The organism is Wenzhouxiangella marina (assembly GCF_001187785.1).
Taxonomy (GTDB): Bacteria; Pseudomonadota; Gammaproteobacteria; order Xanthomonadales; family Wenzhouxiangellaceae; genus Wenzhouxiangella; species Wenzhouxiangella marina.
In genome coordinates, this window is record NZ_CP012154.1 from 3,084,652 (window position 1) to 3,098,374 (window position 13,723).

9 protein-coding genes are annotated in these 13,723 nt (G+C 65.0%); 3 read left to right on the forward strand and 6 right to left on the reverse strand.

Going from position 1 to position 13,723, the window contains the following annotated elements:
- Positions 1-10 precede the first annotated feature (10 nt).
- On the reverse strand, positions 11-766 hold the full coding sequence (locus tag WM2015_RS13115; protein ID WP_221293500.1) for a pteridine reductase: 756 nt from the start codon (positions 764-766) through the stop codon (positions 11-13).
- Here WM2015_RS13115 and WM2015_RS13120 point away from each other — a divergent pair.
- The 3 genes from WM2015_RS13120 (at position 760) to WM2015_RS13130 (ending at position 4,432) form a co-directional block, all read left to right on the forward strand.
- Positions 760-1,935: a class I SAM-dependent methyltransferase gene (locus tag WM2015_RS13120; protein WP_049726472.1), complete on the forward strand. Its 1,176-nt coding sequence runs from the start codon at positions 760-762 to the stop codon at positions 1,933-1,935. The two genes, WM2015_RS13115 and WM2015_RS13120, sit on opposite strands and share 7 nt — an antisense overlap.
- A 93-nt stretch (positions 1,936-2,028) precedes the next feature.
- Entirely contained in the window at positions 2,029-3,165 is a 1,137-nt protein-coding gene (locus tag WM2015_RS13125; RefSeq protein WP_049726473.1) for a hypothetical protein, read from the forward strand.
- A 121-nt stretch (positions 3,166-3,286) separates the two neighbouring features.
- A complete protein-coding gene (locus tag WM2015_RS13130; protein ID WP_049726474.1) occupies positions 3,287-4,432 on the forward strand; it encodes a hypothetical protein in 1,146 nt (381 codons plus the stop codon).
- Positions 4,433-4,517: 85 nt separating this feature from the next.
- Here WM2015_RS13130 and WM2015_RS13135 read toward each other — a convergent pair whose 3' ends face one another.
- The 5 genes from WM2015_RS13135 to WM2015_RS13155 form a co-directional block, all read right to left on the reverse strand.
- Positions 4,518-7,073, reverse strand: coding sequence for a serine/threonine-protein kinase (locus tag WM2015_RS13135; RefSeq protein WP_049726475.1), 2,556 nt, complete (start codon positions 7,071-7,073; stop codon positions 4,518-4,520).
- Positions 7,070-7,636, reverse strand: a complete 567-nt coding sequence (locus WM2015_RS13140; RefSeq protein ID WP_049726476.1) for an RNA polymerase sigma factor — start codon at positions 7,634-7,636, stop codon at positions 7,070-7,072. The genes WM2015_RS13135 and WM2015_RS13140 overlap by 4 nt, the downstream gene beginning before the upstream one ends.
- 118 nt (positions 7,637-7,754) lie before the next feature.
- The gene (locus WM2015_RS13145; RefSeq protein WP_049726477.1) at positions 7,755-10,376 is read right to left on the reverse strand and encodes an efflux RND transporter permease subunit; all 2,622 of its coding nucleotides are present in this window, start codon (positions 10,374-10,376) and stop codon (positions 7,755-7,757) included.
- Complete coding sequence (locus WM2015_RS13150; RefSeq protein WP_049726478.1) at positions 10,369-11,445, reverse strand: YCF48-related protein; 1,077 nt, start codon at positions 11,443-11,445, stop codon at positions 10,369-10,371. The genes WM2015_RS13145 and WM2015_RS13150 overlap by 8 nt, the downstream gene beginning before the upstream one ends.
- Positions 11,446-11,695: 250 nt before the next feature.
- Positions 11,696-13,711 (reverse strand): DUF1329 domain-containing protein, encoded by a 2,016-nt coding sequence (locus WM2015_RS13155; RefSeq protein ID WP_245609773.1) that lies wholly within the window; start codon positions 13,709-13,711, stop codon positions 11,696-11,698.
- Positions 13,712-13,723 lie beyond the last annotated feature (12 nt).

Below are 13,723 nucleotides of genomic sequence, written 5' to 3' on the forward strand. Positions count from 1 at the left end.
CGGGGTCCGGTCACATGTTCAAGGTTCGCCCACCGTCCACGGACAGGATCTGCCCGGTGACGTAGGGCGCATCCAGGGCGAGGAAGCAGACCGCGCCGGCGATGTCTTCGGGACGGCCCTGATGGCCCAGGGGGATCTTCTCCAGAATCGCTTCCGCCGCCTGCGCCGAGCCCTCGTTCTCGGGCCAGAGGATGGCGCCGGGCGCGACGGCGTTGACGCGGATCTCGGGCGCCAGGTCCTTGGCCAGGGCCCGGGTCTGCATCACCAGGCCGGCCTTGGCCTGGCAATAGATGCTGTGATCGGCCAGGGGCACCAGAGCATGAATATCGACCAGGTTGACGATTGCCCCACCGCGCCGGGCCAGGTGCGGGCGAGCCGCGCGCGACAGAAAATAGGGCGCGCGCAGATTGCTGGCCATCAATTCGTCCCATTGCTCGGGCGTGGCCTCATCCACGTCGGTCGGATAGAAGGCGGAGGCGTTGTTGACCAGCAGATCGATGCGACCGAAGGCATCCAGCGCTGCGCGGACGATGATCGCGGGCGCGGCCGCGTCGGCCAGGTCGGCGCTGACCGTCGCCACCGAGCCCGGGCGCTCGCCGTTCAATTCGGTGGCCAGGGCTTCGGCCTGCTCGCGCGACCCCCGATAGTGCACCAGCACGTCCAGGCCGCGCCCGTGCAGCTGTTCGACGATGGTGGCGCCGATGCGTCGGGCCGCACCCGTTACAATCGCCACCTTGCCGGCCTGAGGCCCTGTGTTCGATGTCATCACGTGATCCTTCTCTGAGTCTGCCCGAGCCGCCGTCCGAACTGCTGGCGCTGAGCGAACAATTGTGCACGAGGATCGTCAAGGCCATCGAAGCGGACGGTTTCCTGAGCTTCGATGCCTACATGAGCATGGCCCTGTACGAACCCGGGCTGGGCTACTACGTCAACGGCCTGCACAAGTTCGGCGCTTCTGGCGACTTCGTGACCGCGCCGGAACAGGGCCGCCTGTTCGCGCGCAGCCTGGCACGCCAGATCGATGAGCTCGGCGCCGAACTCGACGAGGACTGGACCCTGCTCGAGCTGGGCGCCGGCTCCGGTGCCCTGGCCCGCGATCTGTTGCAGAGCCTGGACGCGGCCCCGGCTCGCTACCTGATCCTCGAGCCCAGTGCAGCCCTGCGCGCCGTCCAGCAGGAGACCCTGTCGGCCCTGGACGAGCAACTCCAGGCGCGCGTGGAGTGGATCGCCACGCCACCCGAGGAGGACTTCGAGGGCGTGGTGCTGGCCAATGAAGTGCTCGACGCCCTGCCCGTTCGGGCCTTCGAGATCGGCGAACAGCAGGTCCTCGAGCGCGGCGTGGAATTGAGGCAGGGCCAGCTGCAGTGGACCAGCCGACCGGCCGGGCCCCGCCTCGTCGAGGCCGTAAAGGCGCTCCAGGCCAGCCTCTCGGCGCCCCTGCCCGTCGGCTATCGAAGCGAGATCAATCTCGACCTGGCCGCCTGGCTGGAGACGGTCACCCGCCCACTCGCACGGGGCCTGGCCCTGATGATCGACTATGGCTATCCGCGGCGCGAGTACTATCACCCGGACCGCAGCGAAGGCACGCTGGTTTGCCACTATCGCCATCGAGCGCACTTCGACCCATTCGTCTGGCCCGGCCTGACCGACCTGTCGAGCTTCGTCGACTTCACCGCCGTGGCCGAAGCGGGCGCGGACGCCGGACTGGACGTGCTGGGCTTTTCGTCGCAGGCCGGATTCCTCCTGTCCCTGGGCATCCAGGACGCGCTGGCCTCGGCCAGGGATGAGCGCGAGCATCTGGCCCTGGCCGGGGAGATCAAGCGTCTGACCCTGCCCGCGGAGATGGGTGAGAAGTTCAAGGTCATCGCGCTCGGTCGTGGCCTCGATCTGCCGCTGCGTGGCTTTTCCCTGATGGATCAGCTGGCCAGGCTCTGAGACCCGCCAGACACGGCGCCGGCCCGGGCGCATGTGCGCTCCGTCGCAGCCACGGCATTGAAGGCTCCGAATACAGACAAAATCGGAGCTTCCATGTTGCGCACGACCCTGCTACTTGCCTTGTTGCTGACCGCCGCCTCGGCCCGGTCGGCGGTCTTCTGTGTCGGCAATTCCACGGAATTCGCCGACGCCCTCACCGCCGCCTCGACCAACGGCGAGGGCGACGAAATTCGCCTGCTTGCCGGCGACTACCTGCCACCGACCGAGATCGGCTTCAATATCGCGTTGATCCAGAACGCTGAATCGCTGCAGATTTCGGGTGGCTGGTTCAACTTTCAGCAGCTGGGCTGCATTGGCCAGAACGGCGACCCTCGCCTGAGCCGGATCGTCGGCAACCAGACCCATCGCCTGCTTCGCACGACCGCCAGCCCGGACGTCCAGCTCGGCAACATCACCCTGAGCAACATGAGCTTCAGCGCCGGGCGCGGACCGGATAATCAGAACATCGGCGCGGTGCACCTGGGCCTGATTCCCAGCGCGATCCGCATCCTGATCGACCGGGTCCAGTTCAACGGCAATTCAGGCTACAGCGGCGCGGCGATCACGGCCCTGGGCATGCAGGAGCTGACCATCCGCAACTCCCTGTTCATGTTCAACGAGGTGCGCAGCCAGCAGGGCGCGATCTTCGTCTCCCTGACCCGCGATGATCAGCGCTTCTTCTTCGTCAACAACACCGTCATCGACAATGTCCACTCGGGCAGCCAGGCCACCCGCTGCTCGGGCCTGTACCTCTCCACTCCGCAGGAGACCCCCAGCCCTGACATGCTGATCGCCAACTCGATCTTCTGGGGCAACGAGGACTTCGACCTCTGCCTGTCCCCGGAGGGCGACAGCTATCTGCTCAACAACAATATCCAGGACCAGTTCCGAAGCGCCACCGTCGAAAGCGGCAACCTCTCGGTGGCGCCGATGCTGGCACCCCAGATTCTCGACATCACGCCCCTGCCCGGCTCGCCGATGATCGATGCGGGGCGCCCCCAGCCTGGCCTGTTCGATCAGGGCGACCCGATCGATCAGTCCTGGAGCCACGGCGATCACGGTTTCAACAACCTGATCACCCCGCGCGTGGTCGGCCAGCGCGTCGACATCGGTGCGGCCGAGTCGACCTTCGTCGATCGCGTCTTCTGCGATGGCTTCCAGCTCGAAGGCGGCTGCCCCGGTCAGCCCTGAATCGACTCGGGCCGCAGCAGTCGCGTGCGGATCTCGGGCCGCGCGGCATTGACGGGGGTGTCGCGGCCCATCGGGCCACCTCGGAATCATCCGGCAGAGCGCCGGCACAAGGAGCACCCTCATGTTCGACACCGCTGGACTCAAACACGCTGCCGTCCTTCTGGGCCTGCCGATCCTCGGCCTGCTGAGCAGCCCGGCCCTCGGAGCCATATTCTGCGTCGGGACAGCGAGCGAGTTTCGATCCGCCCTCCTCGACAGCCGGGACAACGGGGAAGACGACCAGATCCGACTCCGCTCGGGCAACTATCTTTCGACCGAAGGCTTTGGATTCATCACCGATCTGGAACTGGATCGCGCCCTGTCCATCACCGGCGGCTGGTTCGACTTCAACGCCATCAACTGCTTCAGCCAGCAGGGCAGCGACCCCACGGACACGGTGATCGATGGCCAGGATCAGCGGTCCGGCATCGTCATCAATGCCCTGGACGTCGGTAGCACGTCCTCGCTCCTGATCGGCAATCTGAGCATCGTCCAGGGTGCCACGACCAGCACCGACGCTGGACTGCGCATTTCGGGCGTGGCCGGCTTCGACGGCGAGATCCTGATCGAGCGGGTGCGGTTCGCCGGCAACGATGGCGGCGATGGCGCGGCCCTGCGGGCCATCGGTGGCAACAAGCTCACGGTCCGGAATTCGGTCTTTCAGTTCAATCACACGGCAGGCAGCGGCGGCACCATCCTTTTCAGCATGCCCGCCGAGGACCAGGGCGTCTATTTCATCAACAACACCGTGATCAACAACAGTTCCGACTTCGAGGGCATTTCGACCTCCGCCACCTCGGGCCTGAGCATCAATCTCAACCAGTCCGGTGACAACATCCCGCAGGCCCTGGTGGCCAACAATCTGTTCTGGTTCAACGAGCTGGCGGACCTGTTCTTCTCCGCCTCGGGCGGCATCAAGCACGTGTACAACAACAACTACGAGCAGCGCCTGGGCATCGTCCAGCATTCGGGAAACAACCTCTCCCTGCCGCCGCAGCTTGCGCCCCCCATACTCGACTTCACGCCCGGGGAAGACTCACCGCTGATCGATCAGGGCCTGGCGGCACCGGCACTCAGGGGCATTCCCTTCCTCCTCGACTGGAGCTACGGCAGCATCGACTTCGACGGCGGCATCATCCCTCGTGTCCATGGAGACCGGGTCGACATCGGCGCCGTGGAATCGCCCTATCGTGATGGCTTCTTCCGGGATCGCTTCCAGACGCCCTGACGCCTGACCGAGCATGGCCACCGAACACGGTCTCGGCGGCGCATCGAAGAGAAGTCGATAGCGGGTTGGGCCTACGGCGAGGCGCTCAGTCCACTCGAAGCAGCGCTCGCGCCTTTTCCGTATCGGGATGGCGGGGACCGGACTGCGCGGCGTAGTCCTCGATCAGCGCGATGATCTCGTCCTGCGACACCGTCGAAGGATCGATCCGTTGCCGGCTTTCCAGGGCCTGCCGGCGGGCGGTCAGGGTGAAGCCGTGCATCGGCCCGAGCATGTCGCTCAACACCGTCTCAGCCCGGTCGTGCAGCGCCAGCGATTCCGCAGACTGGCCAAGCCCGGCCAGGCTCTGCGCATGGTTGGACTCGGACAGCCATCGGAACGGATGGCCTTCTCCCAGCGTGCTGATCATGCGCTCGGTGGTCGAGCCGGACAGGGCCAGAGCTTCATCGTAGCGGCCGAGCTGATTGAGCAGCTCGGCCAGGTTGTATTCGAGGATCAGGACATTGAGGTGCTCCGGACCCAGCAGATCGGCTGCCCGGACCAGCAACTCCCGGATCAGGGCCTCACCCTCGTCGACCCGACCCGCCGCGTTCAGGAGGTTGGCGCGGTTCATTTCCAGGGTCAGGGCGTACTGTTCCGGCACCAGCTGCGGGCTGGCTTCGATCATGGCGCGGGCTCGTTCCTGGGTAGCCAGGGCCGCCGCATGGTCACCCATGTCGTACTGGATGGCGGAGTAGTTCACCAGGGTCGAAAGCTGAGCCTCGGAACCCTCGCCATACAGACGCCCTTGCAGGGTCAACAACTCATCGAGCGCTTCCAGGGCCGCTTGTGGCTGGCCACTGAACTTCAGCGCCAGGCTCAGATTGACCAGGGCCGATGCTCGATTGGCGGGCCGTGCCTGAGGATGTCGATCGAGCCAGTCCAGGCTGGTGCGGGCGGCCTCGATCGCCCCGTCATAGTCGCCCAGCTCCCGGCGTAGATTGCCCCGGGCATGCAGAATCTCGAAACCCAGGTTGTTGCTCGCCGTCTCCGGCGCCGGAATGTCTTCGAAATGCGCCTCCAGAATCGTGCCGGCTTCGTCATAGCGCGTCATCGCCAACAGATTGGTGATCTGGTACTTGCGCGCCATCTGCAGGTGCCAGTGATCCTCCTGCAGCGATCGGCGGTGCTCGGCAATGAAGGCCGTGGCCCGATCCAGGCTCTCCTGGTGCTGATCCAGGCCTTCCAGCGCGGCAATGGCCTCGAGTTCCAGAACCTGTCCGAGCAGGCGCGTCTCCGCGTCACTGCCGGCAAGGCGCTCGAGGCCGAAACGGGTCTGCTCGAGTGCGCGTTCGTGGAGTCCGATCACGTTGTAGGATTCGGCCAGCGCACGGTGCACGGCCGCCTGCGCCAGGGGCTGGCCCTGCAGACGGACATCGACCGCCTCGGCGGCATGATCGAGCATGTCCTCGACCGTGACGTCTCGTGCGCGCCCCGTCGAGTCCGGCGTCGCCAGCACACGACGAAGAAAATCACTGACCGCCGCCGTATTGCGTTGTTCGCGCTCGGCCTCGAGGCGGGCCTCGTTGGCCCGATAGAAGCCGACGCTGGTGAAGACCAGGCCGAGCAGCAGAACGCTGGTGATGGCGCCGATGGCCAGGCGTCGGAATCGCCTGTGCGGCGCGCTTCGAATCGCCTCGATCGCGGCCAGTAGTTCGGATTCCGTGGGACGTTCGGCCGGATCGCGGGCCAGCATGGCGCCGATCAGACGGGCAAGCGCGGTCGGTAGCGCGCGCTTCAGCGGCCGCGGATCGATCGACGCTCCGTCTTGATGCAATGCCCGCAGCGCGTCCCAATCCGTCGCTTCCAGGGGCGGCCGGCCGGTCGCGGCACGATACAGGGTTGCCCCCAGGGAATAGGCATCGGAGGCCGGCGAGGCCGACTCTCCCTTGACCAGTTCGGGCGCCATGTACAGGGGAGTTCCCGAGACCATGGCCGGCCCCTCACGACCCGGCTTGCGGTCCAGGCTGGCGCCGAAGTCCATCAGCACCCAGGTTCCCGAGGCATCGCGCATGATGTTGGACGGCTTGACGTCACCATGGATCAGCCCGGCCTCGTGGACCGCGGCCAGACCGCGCACCAGGGACTCGATCAGGTCCAGCCAGTCCGTCTCGCTCAGGCTCGCGGCCAGCGAGCCATCCGCCGGGAGGGTACGACCTTCGATCAGATCGCTCCACAGCCCGGGCCGGCCATCGTGGATGGCGGCCCCGTGCACTGCCAGCACATTGGGGTGGCGAACCATGGCGAGCTGCCTTGCCTCGTGCAGAAACAGCTGGGCCTGGAAGGGTCGGTCCTGATCGGCCTTGAGAAGTTTCAGGGCGACGTCGCGATCGAGGATTTCATCGTAGGCGCGAAAGACCTCTCCGAAGCTGCCCTCGCCGACCCGCTCCAGGGCCTGCAGATGTCCCCAGGAAAACAGCGCATCGGGCGATGCTTCAGGCTTGCGTTCACCGCCGTGCAGGAGGAACAACTGCTCGATCTGCTGCAGGCCGTCGGCCAGCTCCTCGGCATCGGACAGGGACTCGTTCAGGAACTCGGCAGACCCGGCCAGGCGCTCGAGAATGCGACGGGCCCGGGAATCGGAGGGCGGTTTGCGCCCGCTCACTTCATTGCCTCGGCCAGCTGCACCAGGGATCGGGAAACCAGCATGCGGGCGCTGTTGGCCGAGGGGGTCTCGGTGGCAGCGGCGATTTCCGGAAATGAATAACCGAATTCGACTCTCAACATCACGGCCTCTCTTGCCTTGTCTGTCAGAGTCATCAATGCCGCTTCGTAGCGTTCCAGCACATCCAGGCCGATCGCCTCGCTGAGAATCGAGGCCTCCGGGTCCTTGGGCTCGATTTCCGGATCGCTGAAACCGTGCCGGTTCCTCCGTGTAACGCGGCGGATTTCCATGCGGATGTTGTTCAGCAGGATCTTGCGCAGGTAGGCGAGGAACGCGCCTTCACGCAGGGCCTCGAAACCATCGATCTGATCGAGCGCCTTGATCAGGGCAGTCTGGACCAGGTCCTGGGTTTCGGAAAGGTCTCGCGCGTAGTCGGGCAGGCGCCCATGCGCCCAGCGCGAAAGGATCGGAAGGAAATGCCGACACAGACGCTCACGAGCCCGATCATCTCCATCGGCCACCTTCCGCAGCAGGGTTGCGGTCGATTCCAGGGTTTCGGTCATGGCGCGGCGTCCCGGGTCAGCTCAGCGTGCCTGCCCGAGTATAGAAGCCCGAAAAGAAGAGAACAAATGGCGCCGGGAGCGAGCCCGGCGCCATTCAGGCTGTCATGCGACCACAGGATCAGGCCTGGGCCGCATCACCCCGCTTGCCCCAGCCCAGCAGAATGCGGGCCAGCGCCGGCAGCAGCAGCATGGCGCCGATCATGTTGAAGATGAACATGAAACCGAGCAGAACGCCCATGTCCGCCTGGAACTTCAGGTCGGAGAACAGCCAGGTACCCACGCCCACCGCCAGGGTGATGGCGGTGAAGAACACCGCTTTACCCGTCAGGCGCAAGGTGCGCAGATAGGCATCGTTCAGGCTGAGGCCTTCATCGAGCAGGCTGCGCATGCGGCTGAAGATGTAGATCCCGTAGTCCACGCCGATCCCGACACCAAGCGCCACGACCGGCAGGGTGTTGACCTTGAGACCGATGCCCATGTAGGCCATCAGGCTGTAGGCTAGGTAGCTGACCAGCACCAGCGGCAGGATGATGCACAGGGTGCCCCGCCCACCTCGGGTGAACAGCAGGATCAGACCGACCAGCGCGGCCAGACCGTACATGAAGTAGGGTTGCGCCCAGAGGGCCGGTGCCATCACATAGGTCAGCACGCCAGCCACGGTCAAGGGCACCACCACGAAGGTGGTCACTCGCGCTGTACCGAAGGTGATCAGACACAGCAGGATGATGGCGCCGTAGACGTAGATCAGCATCGGCGTCTGCGCCGCCGCGACCTCTTCGTTGGTCGCCGCCATCACTCCGACATTGCCCGTCGCCAGACGGAAGCTCAGACATTCCTCGCAGCGCTCGCCATTCTCTCCTCCGACGTCACCGGTGAAGTCACTGGCCGGCTGGAAGCCCAGCCCGTCCACGTAGATCTCGCCCTGCAACTCGCGAACCCGATTGACGACGCGAGTGATGGTCTCGGCGCGGTGATCCTCGAGGAAGACCATGACCGGCATGGCGCTGCAGTCCTCGTTGCGCAGACCCGTGGAGGATTCGATGCCCGACAGGTTCTGCCGCATGATGAAGTTGTTGCGCGGCAGCACCCGCCAGCGCAGGTTGCCCTCGTTCCAGCCGGCGTTGACGATCTTGGCGATGTTCGGCAGGGTCACGACCTGCTGGACCCCTTCGACATTCGACATCTGCCAGGCGAAGCGATCGATCGCCTCCATGACCTGGTATGACTCGGTACAGGCCGACGGCGCCGTCTCGGCGATGACCGAGATCAGATCGGTCCCCAGGGAGAAGCGATCAGCGATCAGTCGAGCGTCCTGATTGTATCGGGCATCTTCCCGCAGCTCGGGCACGCCGGGCTGGGAATCGCCGATCTGCATGTCCTGGGACTTGACCCAGGCGAAGGCGAACAGGCCGACCCCGACCAGCACGGCCACGACCGCCACGCCCGGACGGCTGAAGCTCCCGATCAGACCCCAGACCAGGCTGGGCTTGCGGCCTTTCTCGTACTGGCGCTGGCGGAACTTCTCCTCGTTGCTCAGGCGAACGTAGGACAGGAGCACCGGCAGCAGGACCAGGTTGGTGAAGATGATCACGGCCACGCCGATACTGGCCGTCAGCGCCAGCTCCTGAATGATCCGGATGTGAATCAGCAGGATCGTCAGGAAGCCGATCGTGTCGGAAATCAGCGCAATGGCGCCGGGTGCAAGGAGGCGCGCGAAGGTGGCCTTCGAGGCTTCCAGACTGGACACGATCGGCACGCTGTCGAGGCCACCACCATCGGCGGCAACGCCGAGCGGGGAATGGCCGCCGAAGAATTTCTCGGCATTCCAGCCGGAGATCATCTGCACGCCATGACTGACTCCGATCGCGAAGATCAGGAAGGGCGTCAGGATGTTCATCGGGTCGATGCCGAAGCCGAGCACGCTCAAAAGGCCCAGCTGCCAGACCACGGCCGTAGCCGAGCAGACCAGCGGAAGGAGGGTGAGCCAGAACGAGCCCGAATACAGCAGCAACAGGACCGCGGTGATGGCGAAGGCCACACCGAAGTAGGTAACCACACCACGCGCACCGTCGGCGATGTCACCGACGATCTTGGCGAAACCGACGATGTGCACGGTGTGCGATTCGTTCTCGAAACTGGAGCGGATGCTCTCTAGCTGAGCCGCCACGTCCTGATAGTCGAGCGCCTCACCCGTGCCCGGATCCTCTTCGAGCAGATTGGCCCAGACCATGGCACCGGAGAAGTCTTCGGCCACCAGGCGCCCGACTTCACCGGACTTGACGATGTTCGAGCGCACTCGCTCGAACATCTCCGGTGACGGTGCGAAATCGGCCGGGATCACGTTACCACCGGCGAAGCCATCCTCGACGATCTCGACGAAACGCACGTTCGGAGTGAAGATCGAGCGCACGCTGGCCCGGTCCACCCCGGGGATGAAGAACACCTGATTACTGATCCGCTCGAAATCCTGGAAGAACTCCGGCGTGAACATGTCGCCGTCCTCGGCAACCAGCGCCACCATGATCCGGTTGGCGCCCCCGAACTCACGCTCGTACTCCATGAAGGTCTGCATGTATTCATGCTGGAGCGGGAGCTGCTTCTTGAAGCCGGCATCGACGCGCAGCTGCATCATGTAGTACGCCGCAGCGACCGTTCCGAGCAGGAACAGCAGCAGGATCAGCGGGCGAATGCTGAAGACCGCGTCGGCAATGCGACGCGCCAGGGTCGGATTGTCAGTCATGGCTCACTCCATCTTCGCCGACGATGATCTTGCTGCCGTCATCCAGAAACAGCACGGCTGCATAGGTGCTTCCGAGGCGATCCTCCTCGTATTCGAAACGCTGGCTTCGCGGGTCGTAGCTGAGTCGCGCCGCGCCGGCTCCGACCATGAACGGCCGTCCTTCGGGGCTCATGTCACCCCCCATCAAGGTTGACTCCAGGGGGCTGTCCAGCAAGGCCCAGCTGCTTCCGAAATCATTGGAAAGCTGCACGTTCCCGCGCAGGCCGAAGGCCAGGACCGAGCCGTCGCCGATGTCCAGCAAGCCGAACATGGAACCGGGGTAGGGGAAACGGAAGCTTTCCCAATTCTCACCACCGTCGACGGTGCGGAACCCGTAGCCCCGCTCCGCCGCGATCATCCAGCGCCCATCACCCAGATCGAGGAAGGCGTTGAGGTGGCATTCCATGAACTCGTAGCAGCCGCGATCGAAATCGGCGGCCGGATCGTAGAGCTCGTCGTCGAGACCCAGCATCTCGTCGTTGCCTTCGCGACTGTCCAGTTCGGCGGCAGCCTGCGCCGCCTCTTCCCAGTCAATGGCCTCGGAGGTCACGAGATCGGCCATGTCGAAGACTTCCCAGTCCTCACCGGCATTGTCGGTGCGCATGTACAGGCCGTAGGCGCCGATCGCCACGCCGCGATTGGCGTCGAAGAAATGCACGTCGAGCAAGGGCTTTTCCCAATCCGGCTCGAAGTTCTGCAGGGTCCAGCTTCGGCCCATGTCCCGGCTGTGGATGATGACCGAATCATGACCCACGGCCCAGAGTCGACCGCCAGCGAAGGTCACCCGAGTCAGGGTGGCTCGAGTCGGAACGGATTCTGCCTGTTCCCAGGCGTCACCATCGCTGGACAACAGCACATGGCCACGTTCGCCGACCGCCACGAAACGTTGACCGGCACGGGTCACATCGAGCAGCAGGCTGCTGGCGACCAGTCGCGCCTGCTCGGCCGGCTGCGGTTCGGCGCTCTGTGCCGATACGGCAGCTGGCAGCACCAGCAGCAGAATGGCGAGCGGTAGGATTCGCGAAATCATTCAGGTATTCTCCGAATTTGGATTCAGGGCCGGGCGAGCCTCGGCGACCCAGCGATTCGACCAGCGCCTGCCCGAGTCAGCTCACGATTTCGGAAGCGTTGGCTCTGAACCGGCCGCGCGGTTGGCGCCTGATCGTCGGGGCCCACGGTACCGACCTCTCGACTCTCGGATCGATCGAACGAACCGGAGCCCCCGACAAAAAAGGCCGACCGGGGACCGGTCGGCCTGTTCGAGGCCTTCCCCGGACGGCTTAGCGCCGTCCGCGAGTGCGCAGCGCCTGCGGCGTATAGCTGCTGGGGCTGAGCGGCACGTTGAAGGTGTTCACCGGATCCTGGTTGTCGATACCGGTGGCCACGTAACGACCCGACTGCAGATCCATGTGGGTCTCGACCGACGACCAGTAGGTCGGCAGATCGTAGTAGTTGATCGTGTGCGCCTCGGAAGCGCGCCACAGCTCGCCACGCTGATCGTAATGGTCGATCAGAGCGATCTGATAGGAATCTTCATCGAGGTAGAAGGTGCGGCGCGAGTTGATATGACGCGTGCCTTCACGCAGACGGGCATCGACGATCCACACGCGATGCAGCTCGTAGCGCATCAGGTCCGGGTTGAGGTGGCCCGGGCGGACGATGTCGTCCGGGGTCAGGTCACCGCTGTGCAGCTGATAGGAGTTGTACGGGATGTACATTTCCTTCTTGCCGACGATTTCCCAGGTGAAACGATCCATGGCGCCGTTGAACATGTCGGTCATGTCGTTGGTGCGCAGGCCGTCCGATGCGGTGCCAGGATTGTCGTAGGCCACGTTCGGCGCACGACGGACACGACGCTGACCCGGGTTGTAGATCCAGGCCTGACGCGGCTGCTCGAGCTGGTTCAGGGTTTCGTGGACCAGCAGGATGTTACCGGCCAGACGCGCCGGCGATTCCACTTCCTGGAAGAAGTAGAGCAGGATGTTGTTGGTGTCCGCGATCGTGCTGCCTTCCACGTAGTACAGACCCAGCAGCTCCTCGCGCAGACGGACCAGCTGGTAGCTGCCGCTGGTGGTCGGGGCAACCTGGTTGTTGTAACGAACGCCACCGGTGCCCTTGTACTTCAGCTTGTGGTTCCACATCAGCTCGTAGGCATTCTGCGGAAGGGGGAAGGGGAAGCCTTCGGAAACGTCGGCCACACCCTCGCCTTCGGCGGTCAGACGACCCGTCGAGGCATTGCGGATCGTGGCCTCGTAGATGAACTCGGGGAAGGAGGCACTACGACGGGTCGGGTACACCTTCATGATGTAGGTGTCCGGATAGCGCGCGAAGGTCGCCATCTGCCCCACCGACAGGCGATCGGCGTATTCCTGGTAGTTCTCGCCCGTGATCACGTACAGCGGCTCATCGGCGGCGAAGGGATCGAGGTGACGATCACCCGGCTCGTAGCCGGCAGGCCAGTCCTCGCGACCCAGTCCACCGTCCCAGGCCGGAATGCGGCCGTCGGCGCTACCGCCACGGATCGAACCCATCGGCGTCAGATCACGACCCAGGCGGGCAATGTTCTCGGGCGTGCGGGCCAGGATGAAGTCACCCGAATCCGCGGGCACCGCCGGTTCGGCAGCGGCGCGAGCAGCGGCCTGCGCGGCAGCGGCTTCGGCAGCGGCTTCCTGAGCAGCTGCGTTCTCGGCCGCGATGCGTTCAGCATCCTCGCGGGCGGCGGCTTCGGCAGCGGCGGCTTCGGCCGCCATGCGCTCGGCCTCGGCTTCAGCAGCGGCGGCGGCTGCTGCCGCGCGACGCTCGGCTTCCTCTGCGGCGGCGGCTTCAGCAGCAGCGGCCTCGGCGGCCATGCGCTCGGCGGCCATGCGCTCGGCTTCCTCGCGGGCTGCCGCCTCGGCTGCAGCCATTTCGGCTTCAGCGGCGCGACGTTGTGCTTCCTCGCGGGCGGCGGCTGCAGCTGCAGCGGCTTCGGCTTCGGCCGCCTGGCGCTCGGCTTCCGCGCGCGCCTCCGCTTCAGCCGCTGCGCGTGCGGCCTCGGCTTCGGCTTCGCGGCGCGCCGCTTCCGCCGCACGCTCGGCTTCGGCCGCCTGGCGCTCGGCCTCTGCCGCCTGGCGTTCCGCCGCTTCGGCAGCTTCACGCTCGGCACGCGCTTCTTCGAAGCGATCGTTCAACTCTTCTTGCGTTTGGTCGGACTCGGTCGGTTGCGATTCCGGCGTGCTGCCACAGGCCACCAGGCCGAGACTCAGTGCCGCGATGGCGGCCAGGGTCAGGATTTGCTTGATCGATTGGGTTTTCATGATTGAACTCCC

What these genes read in the sequence shown, in the direction of transcription:
- WM2015_RS13150 (WP_049726478.1), bottom strand. Translation starts at nt 11,445, where the DNA reads ATGATTTCGCGAATCCTACCGCTCGCCATTCTGCTGCTGGTGCTGCCA.
- WM2015_RS13130 (WP_049726474.1), top strand. Translation starts at nt 3,287, where the DNA reads ATGTTCGACACCGCTGGACTCAAACACGCTGCCGTCCTTCTGGGCCTG.
- WM2015_RS13120 (WP_049726472.1), top strand. Translation starts at nt 760, where the DNA reads ATGTCATCACGTGATCCTTCTCTGAGTCTGCCCGAGCCGCCGTCCGAA.
- WM2015_RS13140 (WP_049726476.1), bottom strand. Translation starts at nt 7,636, where the DNA reads ATGACCGAAACCCTGGAATCGACCGCAACCCTGCTGCGGAAGGTGGCC.
- WM2015_RS13155 (WP_245609773.1), bottom strand. Translation starts at nt 13,711, where the DNA reads ATGAAAACCCAATCGATCAAGCAAATCCTGACCCTGGCCGCCATCGCG.
- WM2015_RS13145 (WP_049726477.1), bottom strand. Translation starts at nt 10,376, where the DNA reads ATGACTGACAATCCGACCCTGGCGCGTCGCATTGCCGACGCGGTCTTC.
- WM2015_RS13115 (WP_221293500.1), bottom strand. Translation starts at nt 766, where the DNA reads ATGACATCGAACACAGGGCCTCAGGCCGGCAAGGTGGCGATTGTAACG.
- WM2015_RS13125 (WP_049726473.1), top strand. Translation starts at nt 2,029, where the DNA reads ATGTTGCGCACGACCCTGCTACTTGCCTTGTTGCTGACCGCCGCCTCG.